Below are 20,459 nucleotides of genomic sequence, written 5' to 3'. Positions count from 1 at the left end.
CTTGAACGTTAGCGTAGATATTCGAGCATACTTGAAGCAATGCGCAACTGAAGTGGAGTCCGCTTTGCAAGTTTCTCTGCCACAGGAGTGGGATATTCCGGCAACGCTTCGAGAGGCTATGACGTATTCTCTGGAAGCAGGCGGAAAGCGTATTCGACCTGCGCTTGTCATGACCGTGTCAGAAGCGATTCAAGGTTCTTCTGAGACTCGCGGCGCGGCACTTCCAGTTGCCTGCGCTGTCGAATATATACATACCTATTCACTCATTCACGACGATCTGCCTGCAATGGATAACGACGATTATCGCAGGGGCAAGCTGACGAATCATAAAGTGTTCGGCGAGGCGATGGCGATACTGGCCGGTGATGCACTGCTTACTCATGCGTTTAGCTTAATTCCGCGATCCGTTCGTCAAGGCGTGCCGATTGATGCGGCACTTGCTATTGTGGAGGATCTCTCCACTTTGGCAGGCGCTTCCGGTATGGTCGGCGGGCAAGTAGCCGATATGCTGGGCGAGCAAGGGCTAACGACAGTAGAGCAACTGGAATATATCCACTTGCATAAAACGAGCGACTTGGTTGTTTTTTCAGTCAGGTCGGGCGCCCGCATTGGAGGCGCAACAGAGTTTCAATTGGAGCAGCTGACTCTTTATGCCCGCAATATTGGCCTTGCTTTTCAAATTCAAGATGACATTCTGGATCTGATCGGCGATGAAAGCAAATTGGGCAAAAAAACGAACAGCGATGTTAATCAGCAGAAAGTAACCTATCCTTATCTCGTTGGCATGGAGGAGAGCAAGGCGATTGTAGATCGCCTTACGGAGGAAGCGAAATCCGCTGTACGGCGCGCTGAACTGGCCAATCCTTCTCTTTTGCTGCAAATTGCCGACTATCTGGTTCAGAGAGATCATTGATCGCGGATTATGGCGAAAGATTGAATCAAATTGGGCATATGTTATAATGAGTAAAATGTAGACGTTTATAGGACGGCTTAACTGCTGTCTTCGAAAGCGAGGAAAGCAACGTGCTGCTGGATCGAATTAACGGACCTCAAGATTTGAAGGCTTTGACAGTTGCTCAATTGGCTGAGCTAGCTGAGGAAATCAGACAGTTTCTAATTGGGAAGCTCTCCGTTACTGGAGGTCACCTGGCGCCAAATCTGGGTGTCGTAGAGCTGACTCTGGCTATGCATTATTTGTTCAATAGTCCAGATGACAAATTTATATTCGACGTTGGGCACCAGTCTTACGTTCATAAAATTATAACTGGCCGCAAGGACCAGTTCGACACGCTCCGCAAGTACAAGGGGCTGTGCGGCTTTGTCAAGCGCTCAGAGAGCGAGCATGACGTATGGGAAGCGGGACATAGCAGCACTTCGCTGTCCGCTGCAATGGGGATGGCGCTTGGCCGCGATCTGAGAGGCGGTACCAATCGTGTCGTCGCAGTTATTGGAGACGGGGCGTTGACAGGCGGCATGGCTCTTGAAGCGCTCAACCATATCGGACATGAGAAACGCAATATGATGGTTATTCTGAACGATAACGAGATGTCGATTGCTCCTAACGTTGGCGCACTCCATCATTATTTGGGTAAAATCCGTACCGACCGTCATTATCAGAAGGCAAAGGAAGAGCTTCAGACGCTGTTGAACAAAATACCGGCGATAGGCGGCAAACTGGCGAAGACTGCAGAGCGCTTCAAGGATAGTTTGAAGTATTTGCTTGTCAGTGGTATTTTGTTCGAACAATTCGGGTTGACTTATTTGGGACCGGTGGATGGTCATGATCTTCACGGGCTGATGGAAATTATGAAGCAAGCGGATTCCATGCCTGGGCCGGTTCTCGTTCATGTGCTTACGGTTAAAGGAAAGGGCTATAAGCCAGCTGAAGCGGATTCGCACAAATGGCACGGGGCTTCGCCTTACAAGATCGAATCTGGTCAAATGGTGAAAGCTGTAGGGCATCAGATGTATACGAAAGTATTCGGCGATATGCTGATCCAACTAGCGAGCGAGGATGAACGTATCGTAGCCATTACACCTGCTATGCCTGGCGGTTCCGGACTGATGGAGTTCGCAGAGAAGTTTCCGAACCGTATGATTGATGTAGGCATAGCGGAACAGCATGCTGCTACATTATCGGCTGCCATGGCTATGGAGGGACTTAAGCCCGTATATGCGGTATATTCCACGTTCTTGCAGCGTGCATACGATCAGGTTGTTCATGATATTTGCCGCCAAAACCTGAATGTCATCTTCGCAATTGATCGTGCTGGTTTCGTAGGTCCTGATGGCGAGACTCATCACGGCGTATACGATATCGCTTTTCTGAGGCATGTCCCTAATCTGGTTATTATGATGCCCAAGGACGAAAATGAGCTTAGGCGCATGATGAAGACAGCGATTCTTTACGATGAAGGACCGATTGCCCTCCGCTACCCGCGTATTAACGGCTTAGGTGTTGCGCTTGATGCTGATCCGGCTCCAATTCCGATCGGAAGCTGGGAGTCGCTTCGAGAAGGAGACGCGTTCGAAATATTGGCGCTTGGACCTATGATCGCAGTAGCTGAGCAAGCGGCGGAGTTGTTGAAACGCGAAGGGATTAATGCAGGTGTCGTCAATGCCAGATTCATAAAGCCGCTCGATGAGCGTATGCTGCTGTCTTTTGCGGAATCCGGCAAACGATTGCTTGTTCTGGAGGAAGGGACTCGGCAAGGCGGCTTTGGCAGCTCGATTTTGGAGTTTTATTCAATCAATGGCATCTATGATGTTCCGGTCAAAATTATCGGAGTTCCCGATATTTTCGTTGAGCACGGTTCAATTGAGCAACAGCGCGAGGAAGTAGGTCTTACGGCCGATCATGTCGCAGCAGAGCTGCGTTCCATGCTTCCGCGCAGAATTAAACGGGTAACCGGACAGACTTAGAGTCGATTAGGGAGATTTATGACGAACACAGGGAAAGAACGGATAGATGTCTTGCTTGTAGAGCGTGGCTTTTATGACAGCAGGGAGAAAGCTAAGAAAGCCTTGATGGCGGGTCTGGTTCTAGTGGATAACGAACCTCTTGATAAGAGCGGCATGAAAGTGCTGCGAACGGCCGACATTAAGGTGAAAGGAGCGCTTCATCCCTATGTCAGTCGCGGCGGGCTCAAGCTGGAGAAGGCGATACGCTCCTTCAATCTTGATCTGAAGGAGCGCGTCATGCTCGATATCGGCGCATCTACAGGCGGATTCACTGATTGTGCGCTCCAACACGGGGCATCCTATGTCTATGCAATAGATGTAGGGACGAATCAATTGGATTGGTCGCTTAGAAGCCATGAGCAAGTTAAAGTAATGGAGAAAACCAATTTCCGGTATTTGCAGCCGGAGCAGCTTGAAGGTCCTCCGCCTACTTTTGCAAGCATTGATGTATCCTTTATATCGTTGAAGCTTATTTTGCCGACATTATCGACGCTTATCTCGGAGGGAGCAGGCATTGTAGCGCTCATTAAACCGCAATTCGAGGCCGGCCGGGAGAAGGTTGGCAAGTCTGGCGTTGTAAGGGATGCGGGGGTTCATCAAGATGTATTGGAGACGGTGCTTGGATACGCCTCCTCCATTGGCTATAAGCTGCATGATTTGACGTTCTCCCCGATTACAGGGGGAGAGGGCAATATTGAGTTTCTGGCATACTGGACATGGGACGGAGCATCCGATAGAGAAGTGATCGATGCAGATTCCCTCAGACAAGTAGTCAAGGAAGCGAACGCTACGTTCAAGCTGAACAAATAAATAACTTGCAGCCAGGAAGGATGCCGATCAGTTTTCAACTGTTTGGGCATCTTTTTGCTTTACAGGGATGCCAGTTATTTGATACACTAATACAAACAAACGTTCGCTTAATGGATACCGATGCAAAGAGGTGTATAGCGACGATGGACAAGTATGGCGATTGGATTATTATGGCAGTTGCAGGGGTGCTTGCAGTTATTTGGCTTTACAGGACTTTTTACCGCTGGCTGCATGCTCCGGCTACAATGAATAAGGTCAAGCTGGGCAAAGGCGGAGCTATCGCTGATAACGACGAGCATGTGCAGTTGCTTGAACAACACGGCTATCTGGTCGTATCCGGTAAGCATGTCATCCCCATTCCCGTGGAATTGGACGATGCCTTGCTTGGCAAGGGAACAAGAATCTACATTGACTATATTGCGGAGATGGACCATCTTACTTACATTGTGAAGACGGCCCGGGAGCGAATGCCGATGGATTGGTCGGCGAGCGGACTTAGAGACAGACTGCTTATGTATGCCTTGCTGTTGCCCCATTGCGCAGGCGTACTGTATGTCGATCTGAAGGAAAAGAAAATAAGCAAAATTGTATTTCATATAGCCGACTAACATTGACGGAGGTTGCTATTACATATGAAGAGTATGCGGCAATTTAAAATTAGAGAAATCATTACGAATGGAGAAATCGAGACGCAGGAAGAGCTTGTAGAAGCGCTTCGGTCATCCGGCATGCAGGTTACGCAAGCGACCATATCCAGAGATATCAAGGAATTGATGCTGGTTAAGGTACCGCTAAATGAAGGCAGATACAAATATTCAATGCCTATGGAACAGCAGCGCCAGAACCCGGTGCATAAGCTCAAAAGAGCCATGTTGGACCACTTTACGCATATCGATCATACAGACAATTTAGTTGTACTGAAATGTCTTCCAGGTACGGCGAATGCGATTGGCGGCATGATTGACAACATGGAATGGCCAGAAGTGATGGGCACGATTTGCGGTGACGATACGATTTTGATTATTTGCCGCACGAAAGAACAGAGCGTGTATATTGTAGAACAGCTGCTGGCTATTATGAATTAACAATTATGAATGAATGAATCAGAAAAACATTCAGGGAGGATATCAAACCATGCTGCGCGAGTTATCGATTAGGAATTTAGCTGTTATTGAAGAGGTTAACGTGACTTTTCATCATGGATTCCATGTGTTGACGGGCGAGACAGGCGCCGGGAAATCCATACTGATCGACGCTTTAAGTTTAATCGTCGGTGGGCGAGGCTCTGCTGATATGGTGCGATATGGCTGCGACAAGGCAGAGATGGAAGCTATGTTCGATCTCCCGCAGCAGCACCCTGTCTGGAAGCAGCTTAATCATCTTGGCGTCCAGTATGATCCTCAGGAGATGCTGGTAATCCGCAGAGAGCTGTCATCGCACGGGAAGAGCAGCAGCCGAGTTAACGGGCAATTGGTTACCATTACGATGCTGAGAGATATTGGAGAGCATCTGGTCAATATTCATGGACAGCATGAGCATCAGTCCTTGCTGCGGACGGACAAGCATCTGGAATGGCTTGATTTATTCGGCGGCGATCTGCTGCTTGATCGAAAAGTACAGTATAGTGCCGTATACCGCGAGCTAGTGGGTGTTCGTCAAGCATTGCGCGATGTAGAGGACCACTCCAGACAGAACGTACAGATGCTTGATTTGTATCGGTTCCAGATCGAGGAGATTTCCAGCGCAAATTTAAAGCCTTCCGAGGACGAGTCATTAGAAGAGGAGCGGCGTAAGCTGCAATATGCGGGCAAACGCATGGATGCCGTCTCCGAAGCATATTCGCTTCTTTATGCGGGCAAAGGGCTTGATGCGTTGAGCCGGGCCATTACGAAGCTTAATGATATTCAAAGCTACGACCAGTCTGTCATGAATCCATTGATCGAGCAACTGCAATCAGCTTTTTATCAAGCAGAGGATGCGGCATTCCAGCTTAGAGACTATCGTGACAGTATTGAATCCGACCCGGAAGCACTTGCCATGGTGGAAGATCGACTGGATATGATTAACGGACTAAAACGCAAATATGGTGAGACTATACCAGATATATTGGCTTATTTGGAACAAACGATTGTCGAACGCGACAAGATTGAAAATCGGGATGAGCTGCTTGAGGATTTAAAAAGGCAAGAACAAGCCTTAGTGACACAAGCAGTCAAGCTTGCAAAAGAATTGTCTCAATTGCGTCAACATGCCGCAGAGAGGTTATCCTATGCCATTGAAGGCGAGCTGAAACAGCTTCAGATGCCTGCTGCTAAGTTTCAGGTTAAGCTGGATCGTTCAGCTGAAGATGAATTGGATGATCGCATTAAGCTGAATGCAACGGGCATGGACGAAGCCGTATTTATGTTAACGACTAATCCAGGCGAACCGTTGAAGCCGCTCAACAAAATTGCCTCTGGCGGCGAGATGTCGCGTATTATGCTTGCGCTTAAGAGCATCTTCGCGGAGATTGATCAAATCCCGACACTTATTTTCGACGAGGTGGATACGGGTGTAAGCGGCAGAGCAGCGCAAGCTATTGCGGAGAAGATGTCCGCGCTCGCGGCGAAGTGCCAGGTGTTTTCTATTACACATTTGCCTCAAGTGGCTTGCATGTCGGACCATCATTATGAAATTCGGAAGCAAGTCCAGCATAATCGTACGTCTACTTCGGTGTCGGAACTTCTTCATCCTGAGCGCATTCAGGAGCTTGCGCGTATGTTGGGCGGCGTGGAAGTAACGGAAAAAACAAGACATCATGCACAAGAAATGCTTGATTTGGCTATCACTTTAAAAGGGGCGTAATGGAAGGGTTTCAGGGAATGTTTTTGCGGACATAAAAGCTGGGGTGCAGGGTAACTTAAAGGTACGCCAATGGCGAAATAACCTTTTTCGTCATGCGATGGAATGACAGGGAGCGTGAAATCATTGAACTCCAATCCTCGGAAACGATGGTTTGGGTTGATCCTCGTGTCCTTCGTCTGCCTGATCGGTTTCTCCACCCCGTTTCAACAATTCGCGGCACTTCCGAATGAACTTCGTTTATTCTCTGGCCAAATGAAACGATTGCAAGTTGGAGTTCCCGTTCATGCGGAGGTCACGGTCGATCCCCAGATGCTTCAAGTTAACGGCATGTCCAGACATTCTACATCCGTTAAATTAAGCGAGCCGCTATCACTGCAACCGAGCCAAAGCGGTCAGACCAACATGAAAGTGAAATTATTTGGTAAAATTCCTTTCAAAACGATCAAAGTAAATGTAGTGCCGGATCTTCGCGTCATTCCGGGCGGACAGACGATTGGCGTAAAAGTGAAATCGGCTGGCATTCTCGTCGTCGGTCATCATCAAGTGGTGGACCGCAATGGGGCGAAGCAGTCTCCGGGCGAGACTGCCGGTTTGAAGCTGGGCGATTTGATCATGAGCATTAACGGTACCCCTGTAAATGAGGTTCACAAAGTGGGCTTATTATGTGCACGGTACGGCGATGACAAGCAACCGCTTGAAGTTACGTATAAGCGCGGAGGACAGCTGAGCAACACGAAGCTTAGTCCTGTCTATGACGAAGATGACAAAGCATGGCGTTTGGGGCTGTATATTCGAGACTCTGCTGCGGGTGTGGGCACACTTACCTTTTATGCTCCTGATCAAGGCGTATACGGAGCGTTGGGACATGTAATTACGGATATGGACACGCAAACACCGATTGAAGTGGGAGAAGGACAAATCCTGCAATCCAGCGTCACGTCCATTAATAAGAGCCAGACAGGCGAGCCTGGTGAGAAGCGTGCCCATTTTGTGAAGGAAAGCAAAGTTCTGGGCAATATTGAGCGGAACACTCCATTCGGCATTTTCGGTAAGATGAACGAGGCTCCTACTCATAGTTATAGCGGCAAGACATTGCCTGTGGCATTTGCTGAGGATGTGAAGGAGGGGCCGGCGCAAATTTTAACGGTTGTCAACGATCAGAAGGTGGAACGCTTCAACATTGAAATCATGCATGTATCCAAGCAATCCAGCCCAGCGACCAAAGGTATGGTGATCAAGATTACGGACAAGCGACTGCTCAGTAAGACAGGCGGCATCGTGCAAGGCATGTCCGGCAGTCCTATCATTCAAGATGGTAAGCTAGTTGGCGCGGTAACCCATGTATTTGTCAATGACCCGTCATCCGGATACGGATGTTTCATTGAATGGATGCTTCAAGACGCAGGTGTTTTGATGAAATCTTCAAGAGGCCATGACGATAAAGCGGCTTAATGACAAAACGCCTTCTGCGAATGGAAGTTCGCGGAAGGCGTTTCTTCATATTCCATTTCGACAAGTATGTGTCGAAGCATCCCGAAATTGTTCGTTTCATGCAATAAATTATTTATTATATCGAACTCTTCTAAAAAAATAAAGAAAAAAGATTTTCGACAGAAGGAATTCCATTATGTATGTCGAAAACTTAAACTCAGACAGCGAATGTCCCAACACATAAATATCATTTAAGGGAGGATTAGACTTTGCATAAGATCGAAGTATTGTTAGCAGATGACAACAGAGAGTTTACTAACTTGTTATCGGAATACATATCCGAACAAAGTGATATGCATGTAAGTGGTGTAGCGTATAATGGAGAAGAGGTTATTCGTCACTTGGAGCAGTCCAGGGATGTGCCGGATATACTTATTCTTGATATTATAATGCCGCACTTGGATGGCCTAGGTGTACTGGAAAGATTGAGAGAAATGAATTTATCACCCATGCCGAAAATTATTATGCTTACGGCGTTCGGCCAAGAAAACATTACGCAAAAAGCCGTTCAATTGGGAGCTTCATATTACATACTGAAGCCATTTGATATGGATATCCTTGCAAACCGTATCCGTCAATTGGTAGGCAATACCGCATTCTCGTCCTCTGCTAATTACAGCGTCGGCTCTGCTACAATCAAGTCGAACGTTGTGCCGCTTGCGAAAGGCAAAAACCTGGATGCCAACATTACCAGCATCATTCATGAAATCGGCGTGCCTGCACACATTAAGGGTTATCAGTACTTGCGTGAAGCCATTACGATGGTGTACAACAATATTGAAATTCTGGGTGCCATTACGAAGACGCTTTATCCCGCTATCGCCGAAAAATTTAAAACAACGCCTTCACGCGTTGAACGCGCTATCCGCCATGCAATCGAAGTGGCTTGGACACGCGGCAACATTGACTCCATCAGTCATCTGTTCGGATATACAATTAACATCAGTAAGTCGAAGCCAACGAATAGCGAGTTCATTGCGATGGTGGCGGACAAGCTGAGAATTGAGCATAAAGTTTCGTGAAAGTAAGAGAACTATGGGTTTAGTTATTCGATGAGTACCGCATAGGTATCGGTTATTTACAACTGATACCTATGCGGTATTTTTTATCGTTTTTTAACGATGCAACCGTTGAAGAAGTTGCATTTTCTCCGTGTATGTACCTGCGCCTCCTCTTCTAAAATAATCCTTCATCGAGAATCTATGCTATAATCGTACAGATATCTCATACGCAGAAAGGTGTAGGCAGATTTGACTTTGCTAGATACTATCGAAGATATGGTAGCCAACTTAGCCATCGTAACGGCGTATCTCTTTTTGGCTAATCAGCTCGTTTTGAAGAAGGTCGAATTGGGGGACAAGCTTTCATGTATAATGACATGGAAGGTGGGTTTAATAGCAGGAGGTCTCGGTATTATTCTAATGGCTTTCACAGTCCATATGAATGGAACACTGCTGGACTTCCGGCAACTAGCCGTCATTATAGCCGTTATGTATGGAGGGATCTATTCCTCTTTGATTGCAGCTGTCCTCATCTTTGCTACACGGCTGTTTGCTTTCGGTGAGGTTACCGTGTCCACAATCATTGCTGCGGGCAATACGATTATCATTGCGCTTGCAGTAGGAGTGGTGTGCTATCAAGCTTTTTCGTATTGGAAGAAGTGGATCTATTCCATTGTCATTTGCAATGTGCTTACGGCTTTCGTATTTACAATAAATGTAGGAGAAAAAGCGGTTATTCCGATTGCGGCTTATGTGGTGATGATGACTATTGGCGGCTTGCTGACTGCTTATCTGGTCGATTTCTTGAATAAGGCGAATATCCAATTCAAGAAAAACGAAAAGGAAGCGACAGTGGATTTCTTGACCGGTCTTAGCAATAATAGAAGATTTGATGCGACCTATCAGACCTTGCTTCAGACCGCAGCGGCCAAGGGCGAATGTCTCTCCATTGCACTTATCGATATTGACTTCTTCAAGAAGGTTAATGATACTTACGGACATGTGAACGGCGATTTAGTGTTGAAGCAACTGGGAATTATTCTGAGGGAAACGGCGCGAACTTTCGATACGGTGTCCCGCAATGGCGGGGAGGAATTCTCCGTATTGCTCTACGATACACCGCATGAGCATGCTCTTACGATTGCCGAGAAAATGCGACAGGCTGTAAAACGCCATCGGTTTGAGCTAACGGACGGGACGAGCCTGCACATTACAGTGTCGATCGGGGTTGCAACCTTTCCTTATACAAGCCGCGAGCAACTGATGGAGCAAGCCGATGAAGCGTTGTACAGGGCAAAAGCTGGCGGTAGAAATCAAGTGTGCTCCAATGAGAAGGTGCCGGTACTCAGCCCATAAAAAAATCGCAGTTTGAATTAATATTCAAATCTGCGATTTAAATAAACGTTTCGGCCGTATTTGCGAATGAGATGGGCAGCTTCTGCTTTGATGAAAAGTCTAATGTCTTTCAGTTTTTGCTTATTCGGTCGCAAAGTCTCTTGTTTCTTGCCGTCTACCAGGACGTCGAATACGATGTTCATATGGATTCACCTCGCTTCTTTGCTCGATGTATCCAGTGTATGCTGTTAACGTTAGAGATGAATCAATCCCGCTCAGCAACTATGTAAAGATTGGACGGGTTCGTCATCGCATTGTAAAATAAAGAAGCGCCATCGACGCTAAGCCTGTGGCTTGGGCGGACGAGGGCGCTTCTCTTTAAATCTTGTTGCTACATAATTGCGTTTGCGATCTCGGAAAAAGATCCAACCGCCGATAAAGCCGACACCAGCGGCAAACATGACCAGGCCGAGCAGGAATGTGAGCCAATCAAAGCTTGGCGTCACGGCTTCATTGCCAAAGTCGGAGTAAAAGATGAACAGGGAGTCCTTCATCTTCAGAAATCCGAAGCACGCAAGTATTCCGGGTATAACAAGCATGATGACTGCGATAAAACGGATAAGTACTACTCTCATATGTTCGATATCTCCTTGACTTAAGTACGGTCGCAGAACAGCTTAACCTCATCTATCATACCTTTTTCTGCGCGAGGTGTCTATTTTACTCCAAGTCAGTGAAATGAATTTGAAAAAGCGGTACAATGGTACTGTTAATCCCCACGTTTTGGCTATACTTAAGCATGAATAATAGAGGCAGACATATCATAGAAGAAGAGTAATTGGAGGGACTGGAATGGCGATTACAGTAGATGTAGCCGTACTAGGCGGAGGTCCAGGCGGATATACGGCGGCGATACGGGCCGCGCAGGCGGGCAAGAAGGTAGCGATTATTGAGATGGACAAGCTGGGCGGAACTTGCCTGCATAAAGGATGCATCCCAAGCAAATCTTTGCTTCGGAGCGCAGAAGTATATCGGACGCTGCTGGGGTCCGCTCAATTTGGCATTGACGTAGCCGAAGGTGCGGTATCGCTTGACTTTGGCAAGGTTCAGCTTCGCAAATCATCGACAGTGGATCAACTGTTCCGAGGGCTGCAGAGCCTGATGAAGAAACACGGCATTGAAATTCTTAAAGGCAAAGGCAGGGTGATAGGGCCTTCCATCTTCTCTCCGAAGAGCGGTTCGCTTGCTGTGGAATTGGCGGATGGAGAGATGGAATCAGTCGTCTCGACGAACCTTATTATCGCAACGGGCTCCAGACCTCGTTCATTGCCGGGTTTGACGCCGGATGGCGAACATATTTTAACTAGCGACGACGCGCTTCAATTGGATGCTCTGCCTACGTCCATACTAATCGTTGGCGGAGGCGTGATCGGTGTCGAGTGGGCATCGATGCTACAAGACTTTGGCGTAAGCGTGACGCTAATCGAGGCGGGAGCGAGACTGTTGCCAGGCGAGGATGCGGAAGTGTCCGCAGAGCTTTCCCGGGCGCTACGTCGCCGAGGCGTACGAATATTGACCAGCGTACAGCTTGATACCTCGACCTACCATTCAGGTAGCGAAGGTATTTCGATAAAAGCCTTGACTCAGGATGGAGAAGTCGAGCTTACTGCGGACAAGCTTCTCTTGTCTGTAGGCCGCATTGCGAATGTGGAAGGTATCGGGCTTCAGAATACGGATATTCGAACGAAAGACGGTTTTATTGAAGTTAATGAATTTGGACAGACGACAGAGCCTCATATCTATGCAATCGGAGATGTAGTCGGGGGCGTGCAGCTTGCTCATGCTGCATCTCACGAAGGACTGAACGCCGTCGATCATATTTGCGGAGGAAAGCCGGCTCCGCTGCCACATCATTTGATTCCTAGATGTATTTATGCTAGTCCCGAGATCGCTTCCTATGGATTGACGGAAGACGGCGCACGGACAAGAGGACATGATATCAAGATTGGCAAGATTCCGTTCCAAGCGATCGGCAAGGCCATTGTAATGGGAGAGGCCGAAGGTTTTGTGAAGGTAATCGCGGACCGGAAGACCGATGATATTCTGGGCGTTCATATGATTGGACCGCATGCGACTGATTTGATATCGGAAGCTTCTCTTGCCGGCTGGATGAATGCTGCGCCTTGGGAAGTGGGCGCAATGGTACATCCGCATCCCACGTTAGCAGAGGCTTTAGGGGAAGCGATGCTGGCTGTTGATGGGAAGGCTATTGCCTTTTAAAGAAGACGGATTTCTTTTTGCTCATAAAGCGGTTATAATAAGTATGACAAGGTCTTAGTACCAGGTTATAATAGCTGGCAAACAAGGAGGAATGCCTGAATGGCCGGAATATCTTCAGCAAGTAAAAAGGCTCGCCATTTGGAATTGGGTTTAAGCGATGAGCAAGCTATCGATATGTATACGACAATGGTTAAGGCAAGAAAATTTGATGAGCGAATGCTGCTTCTGCAGCGTGCAGGCAAAATAAACTTTCACGTATCGGGTATTGGCCAAGAGGTCGCGCAGGTAGCGGCGGCATACGCGCTGAATCGCGAGGAGGATTATTTCCTGCCGTATTATCGTGACTATGGCTTTGTATTGTCAGTCGGGATGACGCTGCGTGAGTTGCTTCTGTCGGTATTCGCGAAAGCGGAGGACCCTAACAGCGGCGGACGCCAGATGCCGGGTCACTTCGGTCATAAGAAGCTGCGCATTGTGACGGGCTCCAGTCCGGTAACGACACAAGTGCCTCATGCAGTAGGCATCGCGCTAGCTGCGAAGATGAAGAAAAAACAGCTGGTCAGCTTCGTTACCTTCGGTGAAGGCTCTAGCAACCAGGGTGACTTCCATGAGGGCTGCAACTTCGCGGGCGTGCATAAGCTGCCTGTTATTCTGATGTGTGAGAACAACCAATATGCCATTTCTGTCCCTGTTCACAAGCAATTGGGCGGCAAAGTATCGGACCGGGCGCTAGGCTACGGATTCCCGGGTTTCCGTGTAGATGGCAATGATGCGCTCGAAGTGTATCGTGTGGTGAAGGAAGCTCGTGAGCGTGCGATAGCAGGCGAAGGGCCAACTTTGATTGAAGCGATGATGTACCGTCTATCTCCTCACTCTACATCGGATAACGATTTGGCTTACCGCACGAAGGAAGAGGTTGATGAGAATCGTGCGAAGGATGGCTTACCGCTGTTCAAGCAATACTTGACGGATTGCGGCATCTGGAACGATGAGCTGGAGGCTGTGATGCAAGCTGAGATACGCAAAGAGCTTGATGATGCGACGGAATATGGCGACAAAGCGCCGTTCCCGACACCGGAGTCAACGCTGTTGCATGTCTACGCGGATGATGACAAGCAAGGAGGGCTGCGCTAATGGCCGTCATGGATTATATTGATGCAATCAGACTTGCGATGAAGGAAGAGATGGAGCGCGATGAGGATGTATTCGTGCTCGGAGAGGACGTCGGCGTGAAAGGCGGCGTCTTTACGACGACCAAAGGATTGCATGAGCAGTTCGGCGAACTGCGGGCTATGGATACGCCTTTGGCGGAATCTGCAATTGCAGGCGTAGCGATTGGCGCAGCTATGTATGGCATGAAGCCGATTGCTGAGATGCAATATTCGGACTTTATGTTTCCAGCGACCAACCAAATTATTAGCGAAGCGGCCAAGATTCGTTACCGCTCCAATAACGACTGGACTTGTCCGATTGTTATACGTGCGCCAATTGGCGGCGGTGTATTTGGAGGTTTGTACCATTCGCAATGTCCGGAATCGGTGTTTTTTGGAACACCGGGACTTAAGATTGTAGCGCCATACCGTCCTTACGATGCGAAGGGGCTGCTGAAGGCGGCTGTACGCGACGAAGACCCGGTCATCTTCTTCGAGAACAAGAAGTGCTACAAGCTGGTTAACGGCGAAGTACCGGAAGAGGATTATATCGTGCCGATCGGAGTTGCCAATGTCTTGCGTGAAGGCGATGATATTACCGTAATCGGGTACAGCATGCCGCTTCGATTCGTGGAGCAGGCTGCCGAAGAGCTGCAGCAGGAAGGGATCAGCGCACATATTCTGGATTTGCGTACGATTCAGCCGCTTGATAAAGAAGCGATTCTGGAGGCAGTTCGCAAGACAGGCAAAGTGTTGATTGTGCATGAAGACAACAAAACGGGCGGAGTCGGAGCCGAAGTAGCTGCCATTATTGCGGAAGAGCTGCTCTACGAGCTGGATGCGCCGATTATGCGTCTATGCGGACCGGATGTGCCGGCTATGCCGATCAATCCGCCTGGAGAGAAGTTTTTCCTTCTGAATAAGGATAAAGTGAAAGAGGCAATGAAACATCTAGCATTATATTAAGGATTGCGGGCCCATTGAGGCTTGGACAGTTAGGAGCTGGTTGAATGAAAACTTTGACGGAAATCGTCGTGCCGCAGCTAGCGGAGTCGCTTGTGAACGCCACGATAGATAAGTGGCTGAAGCAGCCGGGTGATTGGGTTGATATTTACGAGCCGATCTGCGAAATATTAACCGATAAAGTAAATGCGGAGCTTCCGTCCACGGTGTCAGGCAAGCTGGTTAAAATATTGGTGGGCAACGGAGAGACGGTTCCGGTTGGTACGCCTGTTTGTATAATCGAAACGGAAGCGACGGGTGATGCAGCCGAACCGGCTGTGCAGCCGGCATCAACGGAGCCAGCGGCGACAACAGCAGGACTGGCGGCTATTGCTACAGATGACGATGCGCCGATGCGTAATCGCTTCTCGCCGGCGGTACAGCAGTTGGCTGCCGAACATGGCGTTCGGTTAAGCGATGTTAGCGGTACGGGACTTGGCGGCCGCATTACGCGCAAAGACGTACTAGCGTATGTCGCTTCGAGCAAGCACTCGGCTGGCGCTTCAGCGTCACCGGCCGCATCTATATCCATTGATCCAAAAGCGCAGGTGCGTTCCTCCGGCATGCATCTGTCCGAGACGCCGCGTATTCCGAAGATCGAAATCGAGAGCAGCACGCCAGGTCGCGGTGAAACGTTCATCGACGTAACGCCGATGCGCAATGCGATTGCCCGCAATATGAGGCAGAGTGTCAGCGAAATTCCGCATGCATGGACCATGATTGAGGTTGACGTTACGAATCTGGTCGTTCTGCGCAACAAGCTGAAAGATGAGTTCATGAAGCGGGAAGGCATTAACTTGACCTACTTGGCTTTCCTGCTCAAAGCAGTCGTCAATGCGATCAAGGATTACCCGATCATGAATTCCACATGGGCTGTGGACAAAATTATTGTGAAGCGTGATATTAACATTTCTTTGGCTGTCGGCACGGAAGATTCGGTTCTGACGCCTGTAATCAAAAACGCCGATCATAAAAACGTAGCAGGCCTTGCGAAAGAAATTGACGAGCTTGCAAGGAAAACGCGCGAAGGTAAGCTGACGCTATCGGATATGCAGGGCGGTACGTTCACGGTTAACAATACAGGATCGTTTGGTTCCATCCTGTCGTACCCGATCATTAATTATCCGCAGGCTGCTATACTTACTTTCGAATCCATCGTTAAGCGTCCGGTTGTCATTAATGACATGATAGCTGTACGGTCGATGGCGAATCTCTGTCTGTCGCTCGATCATCGTATTCTGGATGGCGTGATTTGCGGACGATTCCTGCAACGAGTGAAGGACAATCTGGAAAGCTTCACGCTTGATAGCAAACTGTATTAAGAGAAGGGGTATCCATCATGAAGGAAACAGAGCAAGGGTCTGGTTCCAGACCGTTGGCTGCCGGATACATCGGAACGGTTCCCTATGCGCAAGCATGGGAGTTGCAGAAGGCATATGTGAAGGAGATTGATCGGGAGGAGCGTCCGGAGACGCTGCTCCTTCTTCAGCATCCGCCGACCTATACGATGGGATCCGATCGCCATCCTGAGCATTTGCTGCTGGACGAGGAAGAGCTGAAGCAACAGGGTATAACGTTTTTCGAGATCGATCGCGGAGGCGATATTACTTATCATGGACCGGGGCAGCTGGTAGGCTATCCACTGCTGTATTTGGATGCGATTGGACTGGATCTCCATGCTTATCTGAGAAGTCTGGAGCAAGTCATTATTAATTGGCTTGGGTCTTATGGTATAGAAGCGGGACGTAAGCCGGAATATACAGGAGTATGGGTCGGTGACGAGAAAATTGCGGCGATTGGCGTCAAATTTAATAAAGCCCGTCGTCGGAGGGGCTTTATTACGAGTCACGGGTTTGCGCTCAATATAAAGTCAGGCATCGCATCAGAAGGATTTGCTGGTATTGTACCATGCGGCATTCAACAATACGGCGTAACCTCCTTGGGCGATCTGACGGGATTGGATATGACAGTGGAGGCTGCGGCTCGCGAATTGCTTCCTTTCTTTACGGAGCAATTTGGGCTCCAGCTCTCGACTGATGCCTTAACCGAGGAAGAACGAACCGAGACCCGCGAATAACGTAGTAACAACAAGCGCGGCTACAAGGACGATGGCGACAATACGTATCATTTTTTGCTGACGCATAAGACAGTTCTCCTTTCCGAACGAAAATAATAACATAGTACACTATATTCTATTGTAAACGATAGAGATGGATGGAGGAAACAGAATGATAAAAAAAGATCGATTGATTCAGGAATTTATGGAGCTTGTACAGGTAGACAGCGAAACGAAGCATGAGGGCGAAATTAGCAAAGTGCTTAAGGAGAAATTTGCGGCGCTAGGATTGACGATTACAGAAGACGATGCCGCAGCCAAAACGGGGCATGGAGCGAACAATCTGTTTGCGATGCTGGAGAGCAGCAATGGCGGGGCTGCGCATGCACCGACGATCTTCTTCACGAGCCACATGGATACGGTAACACCGGGCAATGGCATTAAGCCGCAGTTGGATGCTGACGGCTATATTCGCAGCGACGGTACGACCATTCTTGGAGCGGACGATAAAGCGGGACTTGCGGCTATGTTCGAAGCGATTCGCGTATTGAAGGAACAGGACATTCCGCACGGTCGCATTCAATTTGTTATTACGGTAGGTGAAGAATCCGGCCTGCTTGGGGCGCGTGCACTGGATGCATCCAAGCTTGAAGCCAAATTCGGCTATGCGTTGGATTCCAACGGAGAGATCGGCGATATAGCCGTTGCGGCGCCTACACAAGCGAAAGTGACGATCAAACTCTTCGGGAAGTCGGCGCATGCCGGTGTTAATCCGGAAGACGGCATTAGCGCCATTCAGGTTGCAGCGAAAGCCATTGCCCGTATGCCGCTTGGACGCATTGATTCCGAGACCACTGCCAATATCGGCAAGTTCGAAGGCGGCGGCGCAACGAACATCATATGCGACTACGTGAAGCTGGATGCGGAGGCAAGAAGTCTTGTCCAGTCGAAGCTGGACGATCAATTGGCGGCTATGAAAGCAGCAGTGGAAAGCGCAGCTCAGGAATATGGAGCGCGTGCCGAGTTCGAAAGCGACATTATATATCCGGCTTATCTATACCAGGACGGAGACGCGGTTGTAGAGCTTGCCAAAAAAGCGATAGTAGCGATCGGAGCAACGCCAACAACTTTCCATTCTGGCGGCGGCAGCGACGCCAATATTTTCAACGGCTTAGGCGTTCCAACAGTGAACCTGGCTGTCGGCTATGAATATATTCATACGACCAAAGAACAAATCAAAACGGACGATCTTGCGAAAACAGCTGAGCTTGTCGTTGAAATTATTAAGCAAGCTAATTCTAGCCAGTAGTCGTCTGTACCCTAACGTATTGAATTCTAGGTGTTGCGAGACCTCCGAGCGTTACCTTCAGCGGCGGAAGTTCACTCGTGAATCGGCTTAAGGAAACATTGTCGCCAGCGGCAGCGAGCTTCTGCAGCTGGTGACGGATTTCCCAGCCTTTCCCGATCAGTCTTAAATGATTTGATGCGATATATTGTTTCATGATCCATCGCTCCTAACCGAGTCATTTGTTACTGGATAGGTATGCGATTGGAGGACAAGTTATGCCTGTCTGGACAGGCCGATAATGGGAGGATAGGATCTGGATGGAAACAGGGGACAAAGGGCCGATCTGGCGCGAAGAGACGATACATACGGAGCAGATCTTCCAGGGCAGAGTCATATCGCTGCAAGTCGATACCGTTGCCTTGCCCGACGGGAAACAAGCGACACGTGAGATCGTGCGTCATCCTGGCGCGTCGGCGGTAGTGGCGCTGCTGGACGGCAAGCTGCTTGTGGTGGACCAGTACAGAAAGCCGATGGACAAGTTCCAGATCGAAATTCCGGCCGGCAAGCTTGATGCTGGAGAGGATCCGATGGAGGCCGCGGCGCGAGAGCTGGAGGAAGAGACCGGCTATCGGGCGAACAATTTGAAGCTTGTCAGCGCTTTTTACACATCGCCAGGGTTTGCGGATGAGAAGCTGTATCTCTATTTCTCGGATCAACTGGAAGCGGGGGAGCAGCAACTGGACGAAGACGAGGACCTGCGCGTTGAAGCCATTACGATGGAGCAGGCCGATGCTTATATAGCCGAAGGCCGCATTAGCGACGCCAAGACAATAGTGGCTGTCTATGCATGGAAGCTATACCTCGTGACCGGAACGATCTAATACTCTTGGCGTCATATACGCCCCCTTGCTTACATAGAATGAAATGGACAACCTCTCCTGCGGGAGAGTGACATTTTTACTCATTCTGCGGTTAGCAAGGGGGCTTTGCGTTGTGAGGGCTCAATTTAACCTTTATTTGTTCGTTGCGGTATTGTTCGTAGTCGGGGGCATATTCGGCGCGCTTCTTGTCAATGCGTTGACGCTGGAGCAGCAGCAAGAACTCGCATCGGAAGTAGGTCAGTATGTGCAGAGCATGAAGATCGGATTGGGAGCTGCAGCTGAAGATATATTTTGGGAGCGATTCTTCTTTCATTTGAAGTGGTTGGTGCTGATCTGGCTGCTCGGTGTAACAGTGGTCGGCATTCCTGGCATTCTGGTACTGAACTTTTTGAAGGGGGCGCTGATCGGCTTTTCAATTGGGATTCTCATTCAACAATATGAATGGAAGGGCGTCTTCTTCTCGTTCCTTACTTTGGCTCCGCAAAATGCCATTGCCGTACCCGCGTTAATGATAACGAGTGTTGCCTCCATTTCCTTTGGCGTATATATGGTGAAAAACAGGCTGCTGCAGCAGTCGGGAGCACTTCTGCCGCAGCTCGGCTCGCTGACATCGACGGCCATGATCATGCTGGTATTGTTCGCGGGAGCGGCATTGGTTGAAGCTTTTATCTCCCCTTCTGTTATTGGCTGGGCAGCCCCCTATCTTTCGGCTCAAAACGGCATGATTTGACATCAAATGGTTTGACTTTCTCGCTAGTTAGCCCCTATAATAAAAGGAAACGTTTCATGTATGAGGCGCGGACATGTGGTAGGGGGGAGATCATGGAAGCCCGGATTGATAAGATTAAACAGCAATTGCAGTCACAGGGTTATAAGCTGACCCCGCAACGTGAAGCTACCGTACGCGTGCTACTCGAGAATGAAGAGGACCACTTGAGCGCGGAAGATGTGTTCATGCTGGTGAAGGATAAAGCCCCTGAGATCGGCCTTGCGACCGTATATCGTACGCTTGAGCTTCTGAGCGAGATGCATGTCGTTGAGAAAATGAACTTCGGAGACGGCGTAGCAAGATACGACCTTCGTACTGATAGCAATAAGCATCACCATCATCATCTTATCTGTGTGCAATGCGGGACGATGGAAGAGATTAAGGATGATTGGCTTCTGCCGCTTGAAGAGAGGCTGGAGAAGGAATATGGATTTTTTGTAGTTGACCACAGGCTGGACTTCCAAGGCGTATGCGTACGCTGCAGGGAGAAAAACGATCATTCAAGCCCATTATAACGGCTATGCGATCCATCCATCGGATGTAGAGAGCAGGGCCGTTTTGCCGTCTATAGGACTCACTGACCTAGATTC

General features: G+C 48.9%; 22 protein-coding genes. 18 read left to right on the top strand and 4 right to left on the bottom strand.

What is annotated here, in order from left to right; genetic code table 11:
* Nucleotide 1 precedes the first annotated feature (1 nt).
* The 9 genes from DX130_RS10140 (at nt 2) to DX130_RS10100 (ending at nt 10,463) form a co-directional block, all read left to right on the top strand.
* A complete protein-coding gene (locus tag DX130_RS10140) occupies nt 2-913 on the top strand; it encodes a polyprenyl synthetase family protein (protein WP_420818506.1) in 912 nt (303 codons plus the stop codon).
* A 110-nt stretch (nt 914-1,023) separates the two neighbouring features.
* The gene (gene dxs / locus DX130_RS10135) at nt 1,024-2,922 is read left to right on the top strand and encodes a 1-deoxy-D-xylulose-5-phosphate synthase (RefSeq protein ID WP_116044882.1); all 1,899 of its coding nucleotides are present in this window, start codon (nt 1,024-1,026) and stop codon (nt 2,920-2,922) included.
* A gap of 18 nt (nt 2,923-2,940) precedes the next feature.
* Nucleotides 2,941-3,771, top strand: a complete 831-nt coding sequence (locus DX130_RS10130; protein ID WP_116044880.1) for a TlyA family RNA methyltransferase — start codon at nt 2,941-2,943, stop codon at nt 3,769-3,771.
* Nucleotides 3,772-3,914: 143 nt separating this feature from the next.
* Nucleotides 3,915-4,379, top strand: a complete 465-nt coding sequence (locus DX130_RS10125) for a hypothetical protein (RefSeq protein ID WP_116044879.1) — start codon at nt 3,915-3,917, stop codon at nt 4,377-4,379.
* A gap of 24 nt (nt 4,380-4,403) precedes the next feature.
* Nucleotides 4,404-4,856, top strand: coding sequence for a transcriptional regulator AhrC/ArgR (gene ahrC / locus DX130_RS10120; RefSeq protein WP_116044878.1), 453 nt, complete (start codon nt 4,404-4,406; stop codon nt 4,854-4,856).
* A gap of 49 nt (nt 4,857-4,905) precedes the next feature.
* Nucleotides 4,906-6,615, top strand: a complete 1,710-nt coding sequence (gene recN, locus DX130_RS10115) for a DNA repair protein RecN (protein WP_116044876.1) — start codon at nt 4,906-4,908, stop codon at nt 6,613-6,615.
* Between the two features lie 123 nt (nt 6,616-6,738).
* Complete coding sequence (spoIVB, locus tag DX130_RS10110) at nt 6,739-8,067, top strand: SpoIVB peptidase (protein WP_116044874.1); 1,329 nt, start codon at nt 6,739-6,741, stop codon at nt 8,065-8,067.
* 248 nt (nt 8,068-8,315) lie between these two features.
* Nucleotides 8,316-9,128, top strand: a complete 813-nt coding sequence (gene spo0A, locus DX130_RS10105; protein WP_116044873.1) for a sporulation transcription factor Spo0A — start codon at nt 8,316-8,318, stop codon at nt 9,126-9,128.
* A gap of 228 nt (nt 9,129-9,356) precedes the next feature.
* Nucleotides 9,357-10,463, top strand: a complete 1,107-nt coding sequence (locus DX130_RS10100; RefSeq protein ID WP_116044871.1) for a GGDEF domain-containing protein — start codon at nt 9,357-9,359, stop codon at nt 10,461-10,463.
* Between the two features lie 17 nt (nt 10,464-10,480).
* On the opposite strand, the gene DX130_RS26430 is transcribed toward DX130_RS10100, so the two are convergent.
* Together DX130_RS26430 and DX130_RS10095 are read right to left on the bottom strand one after the other, a co-directional pair.
* On the bottom strand, nt 10,481-10,645 hold the full coding sequence (locus DX130_RS26430) for a hypothetical protein (RefSeq protein WP_165861216.1): 165 nt from the start codon (nt 10,643-10,645) through the stop codon (nt 10,481-10,483).
* A gap of 138 nt (nt 10,646-10,783) precedes the next feature.
* Nucleotides 10,784-11,077 carry a DUF2627 domain-containing protein gene (locus DX130_RS10095; RefSeq protein WP_116044869.1) on the bottom strand — a complete coding sequence of 98 codons (294 nt, stop codon included), beginning with the start codon at nt 11,075-11,077 and terminating at the stop codon, nt 10,784-10,786.
* 217 nt (nt 11,078-11,294) lie between these two features.
* Between DX130_RS10095 and lpdA the strand changes: the two genes are divergently transcribed.
* The 5 genes from lpdA (at nt 11,295) to lipB (ending at nt 16,952) form a co-directional block, all read left to right on the top strand.
* Nucleotides 11,295-12,722 (top strand): dihydrolipoyl dehydrogenase, encoded by a 1,428-nt coding sequence (gene lpdA / locus DX130_RS10090; protein ID WP_116044868.1) that lies wholly within the window; start codon nt 11,295-11,297, stop codon nt 12,720-12,722.
* A gap of 99 nt (nt 12,723-12,821) precedes the next feature.
* Entirely contained in the window at nt 12,822-13,856 is a 1,035-nt protein-coding gene (locus tag DX130_RS10085) for a thiamine pyrophosphate-dependent dehydrogenase E1 component subunit alpha (protein ID WP_116044866.1), read from the top strand.
* On the top strand, nt 13,856-14,839 hold the full coding sequence (locus tag DX130_RS10080; protein ID WP_116044865.1) for an alpha-ketoacid dehydrogenase subunit beta: 984 nt from the start codon (nt 13,856-13,858) through the stop codon (nt 14,837-14,839). The genes DX130_RS10085 and DX130_RS10080 overlap by 1 nt, the downstream gene beginning before the upstream one ends.
* 44 nt (nt 14,840-14,883) lie before the next feature.
* Nucleotides 14,884-16,197: a dihydrolipoamide acetyltransferase family protein gene (locus DX130_RS10075; protein ID WP_116044863.1), complete on the top strand. Its 1,314-nt coding sequence runs from the start codon at nt 14,884-14,886 to the stop codon at nt 16,195-16,197.
* Between the two features lie 17 nt (nt 16,198-16,214).
* Entirely contained in the window at nt 16,215-16,952 is a 738-nt protein-coding gene (gene lipB, locus DX130_RS10070; protein ID WP_116044861.1) for a lipoyl(octanoyl) transferase LipB, read from the top strand.
* Here the strand turns inward: lipB and DX130_RS27420 are convergent.
* Nucleotides 16,917-17,003: a hypothetical protein gene (locus DX130_RS27420; RefSeq protein ID WP_420818518.1), complete on the bottom strand. Its 87-nt coding sequence runs from the start codon at nt 17,001-17,003 to the stop codon at nt 16,917-16,919. The two genes, lipB and DX130_RS27420, sit on opposite strands and share 36 nt — an antisense overlap.
* 100 nt (nt 17,004-17,103) lie before the next feature.
* Between DX130_RS27420 and DX130_RS10065 the strand changes: the two genes are divergently transcribed.
* The gene (locus DX130_RS10065) at nt 17,104-18,240 is read left to right on the top strand and encodes a M20/M25/M40 family metallo-hydrolase (RefSeq protein WP_116044860.1); all 1,137 of its coding nucleotides are present in this window, start codon (nt 17,104-17,106) and stop codon (nt 18,238-18,240) included.
* Here the strand turns inward: DX130_RS10065 and mciZ are convergent.
* Nucleotides 18,230-18,433 (bottom strand): Z-ring formation inhibitor MciZ, encoded by a 204-nt coding sequence (gene mciZ, locus DX130_RS27415; protein WP_116044858.1) that lies wholly within the window; start codon nt 18,431-18,433, stop codon nt 18,230-18,232. The two genes, DX130_RS10065 and mciZ, sit on opposite strands and share 11 nt — an antisense overlap.
* A gap of 103 nt (nt 18,434-18,536) precedes the next feature.
* Here mciZ and DX130_RS10055 point away from each other — a divergent pair, with 103 nt between their 5' ends.
* The 3 genes from DX130_RS10055 (at nt 18,537) to fur (ending at nt 20,384) form a co-directional block, all read left to right on the top strand.
* The gene (locus DX130_RS10055) at nt 18,537-19,100 is read left to right on the top strand and encodes an NUDIX domain-containing protein (RefSeq protein ID WP_116044857.1); all 564 of its coding nucleotides are present in this window, start codon (nt 18,537-18,539) and stop codon (nt 19,098-19,100) included.
* A gap of 112 nt (nt 19,101-19,212) precedes the next feature.
* Nucleotides 19,213-19,830, top strand: a complete 618-nt coding sequence (spoIIM, locus tag DX130_RS10050; protein ID WP_240644382.1) for a stage II sporulation protein M — start codon at nt 19,213-19,215, stop codon at nt 19,828-19,830.
* A gap of 92 nt (nt 19,831-19,922) precedes the next feature.
* Complete coding sequence (fur, locus tag DX130_RS10045; RefSeq protein WP_116044854.1) at nt 19,923-20,384, top strand: ferric iron uptake transcriptional regulator; 462 nt, start codon at nt 19,923-19,925, stop codon at nt 20,382-20,384.
* Nucleotides 20,385-20,459 lie beyond the last annotated feature (75 nt).

This window comes from Paenibacillus paeoniae (genome assembly GCF_003388735.1).
Lineage (GTDB): Bacteria > Bacillota > Bacilli > Paenibacillales > Paenibacillaceae > Pristimantibacillus > Pristimantibacillus paeoniae.
The sequence above is the reverse complement of the archived record's forward strand: the minus strand, read 5'-3'. Positions and strand labels throughout refer to the sequence as shown.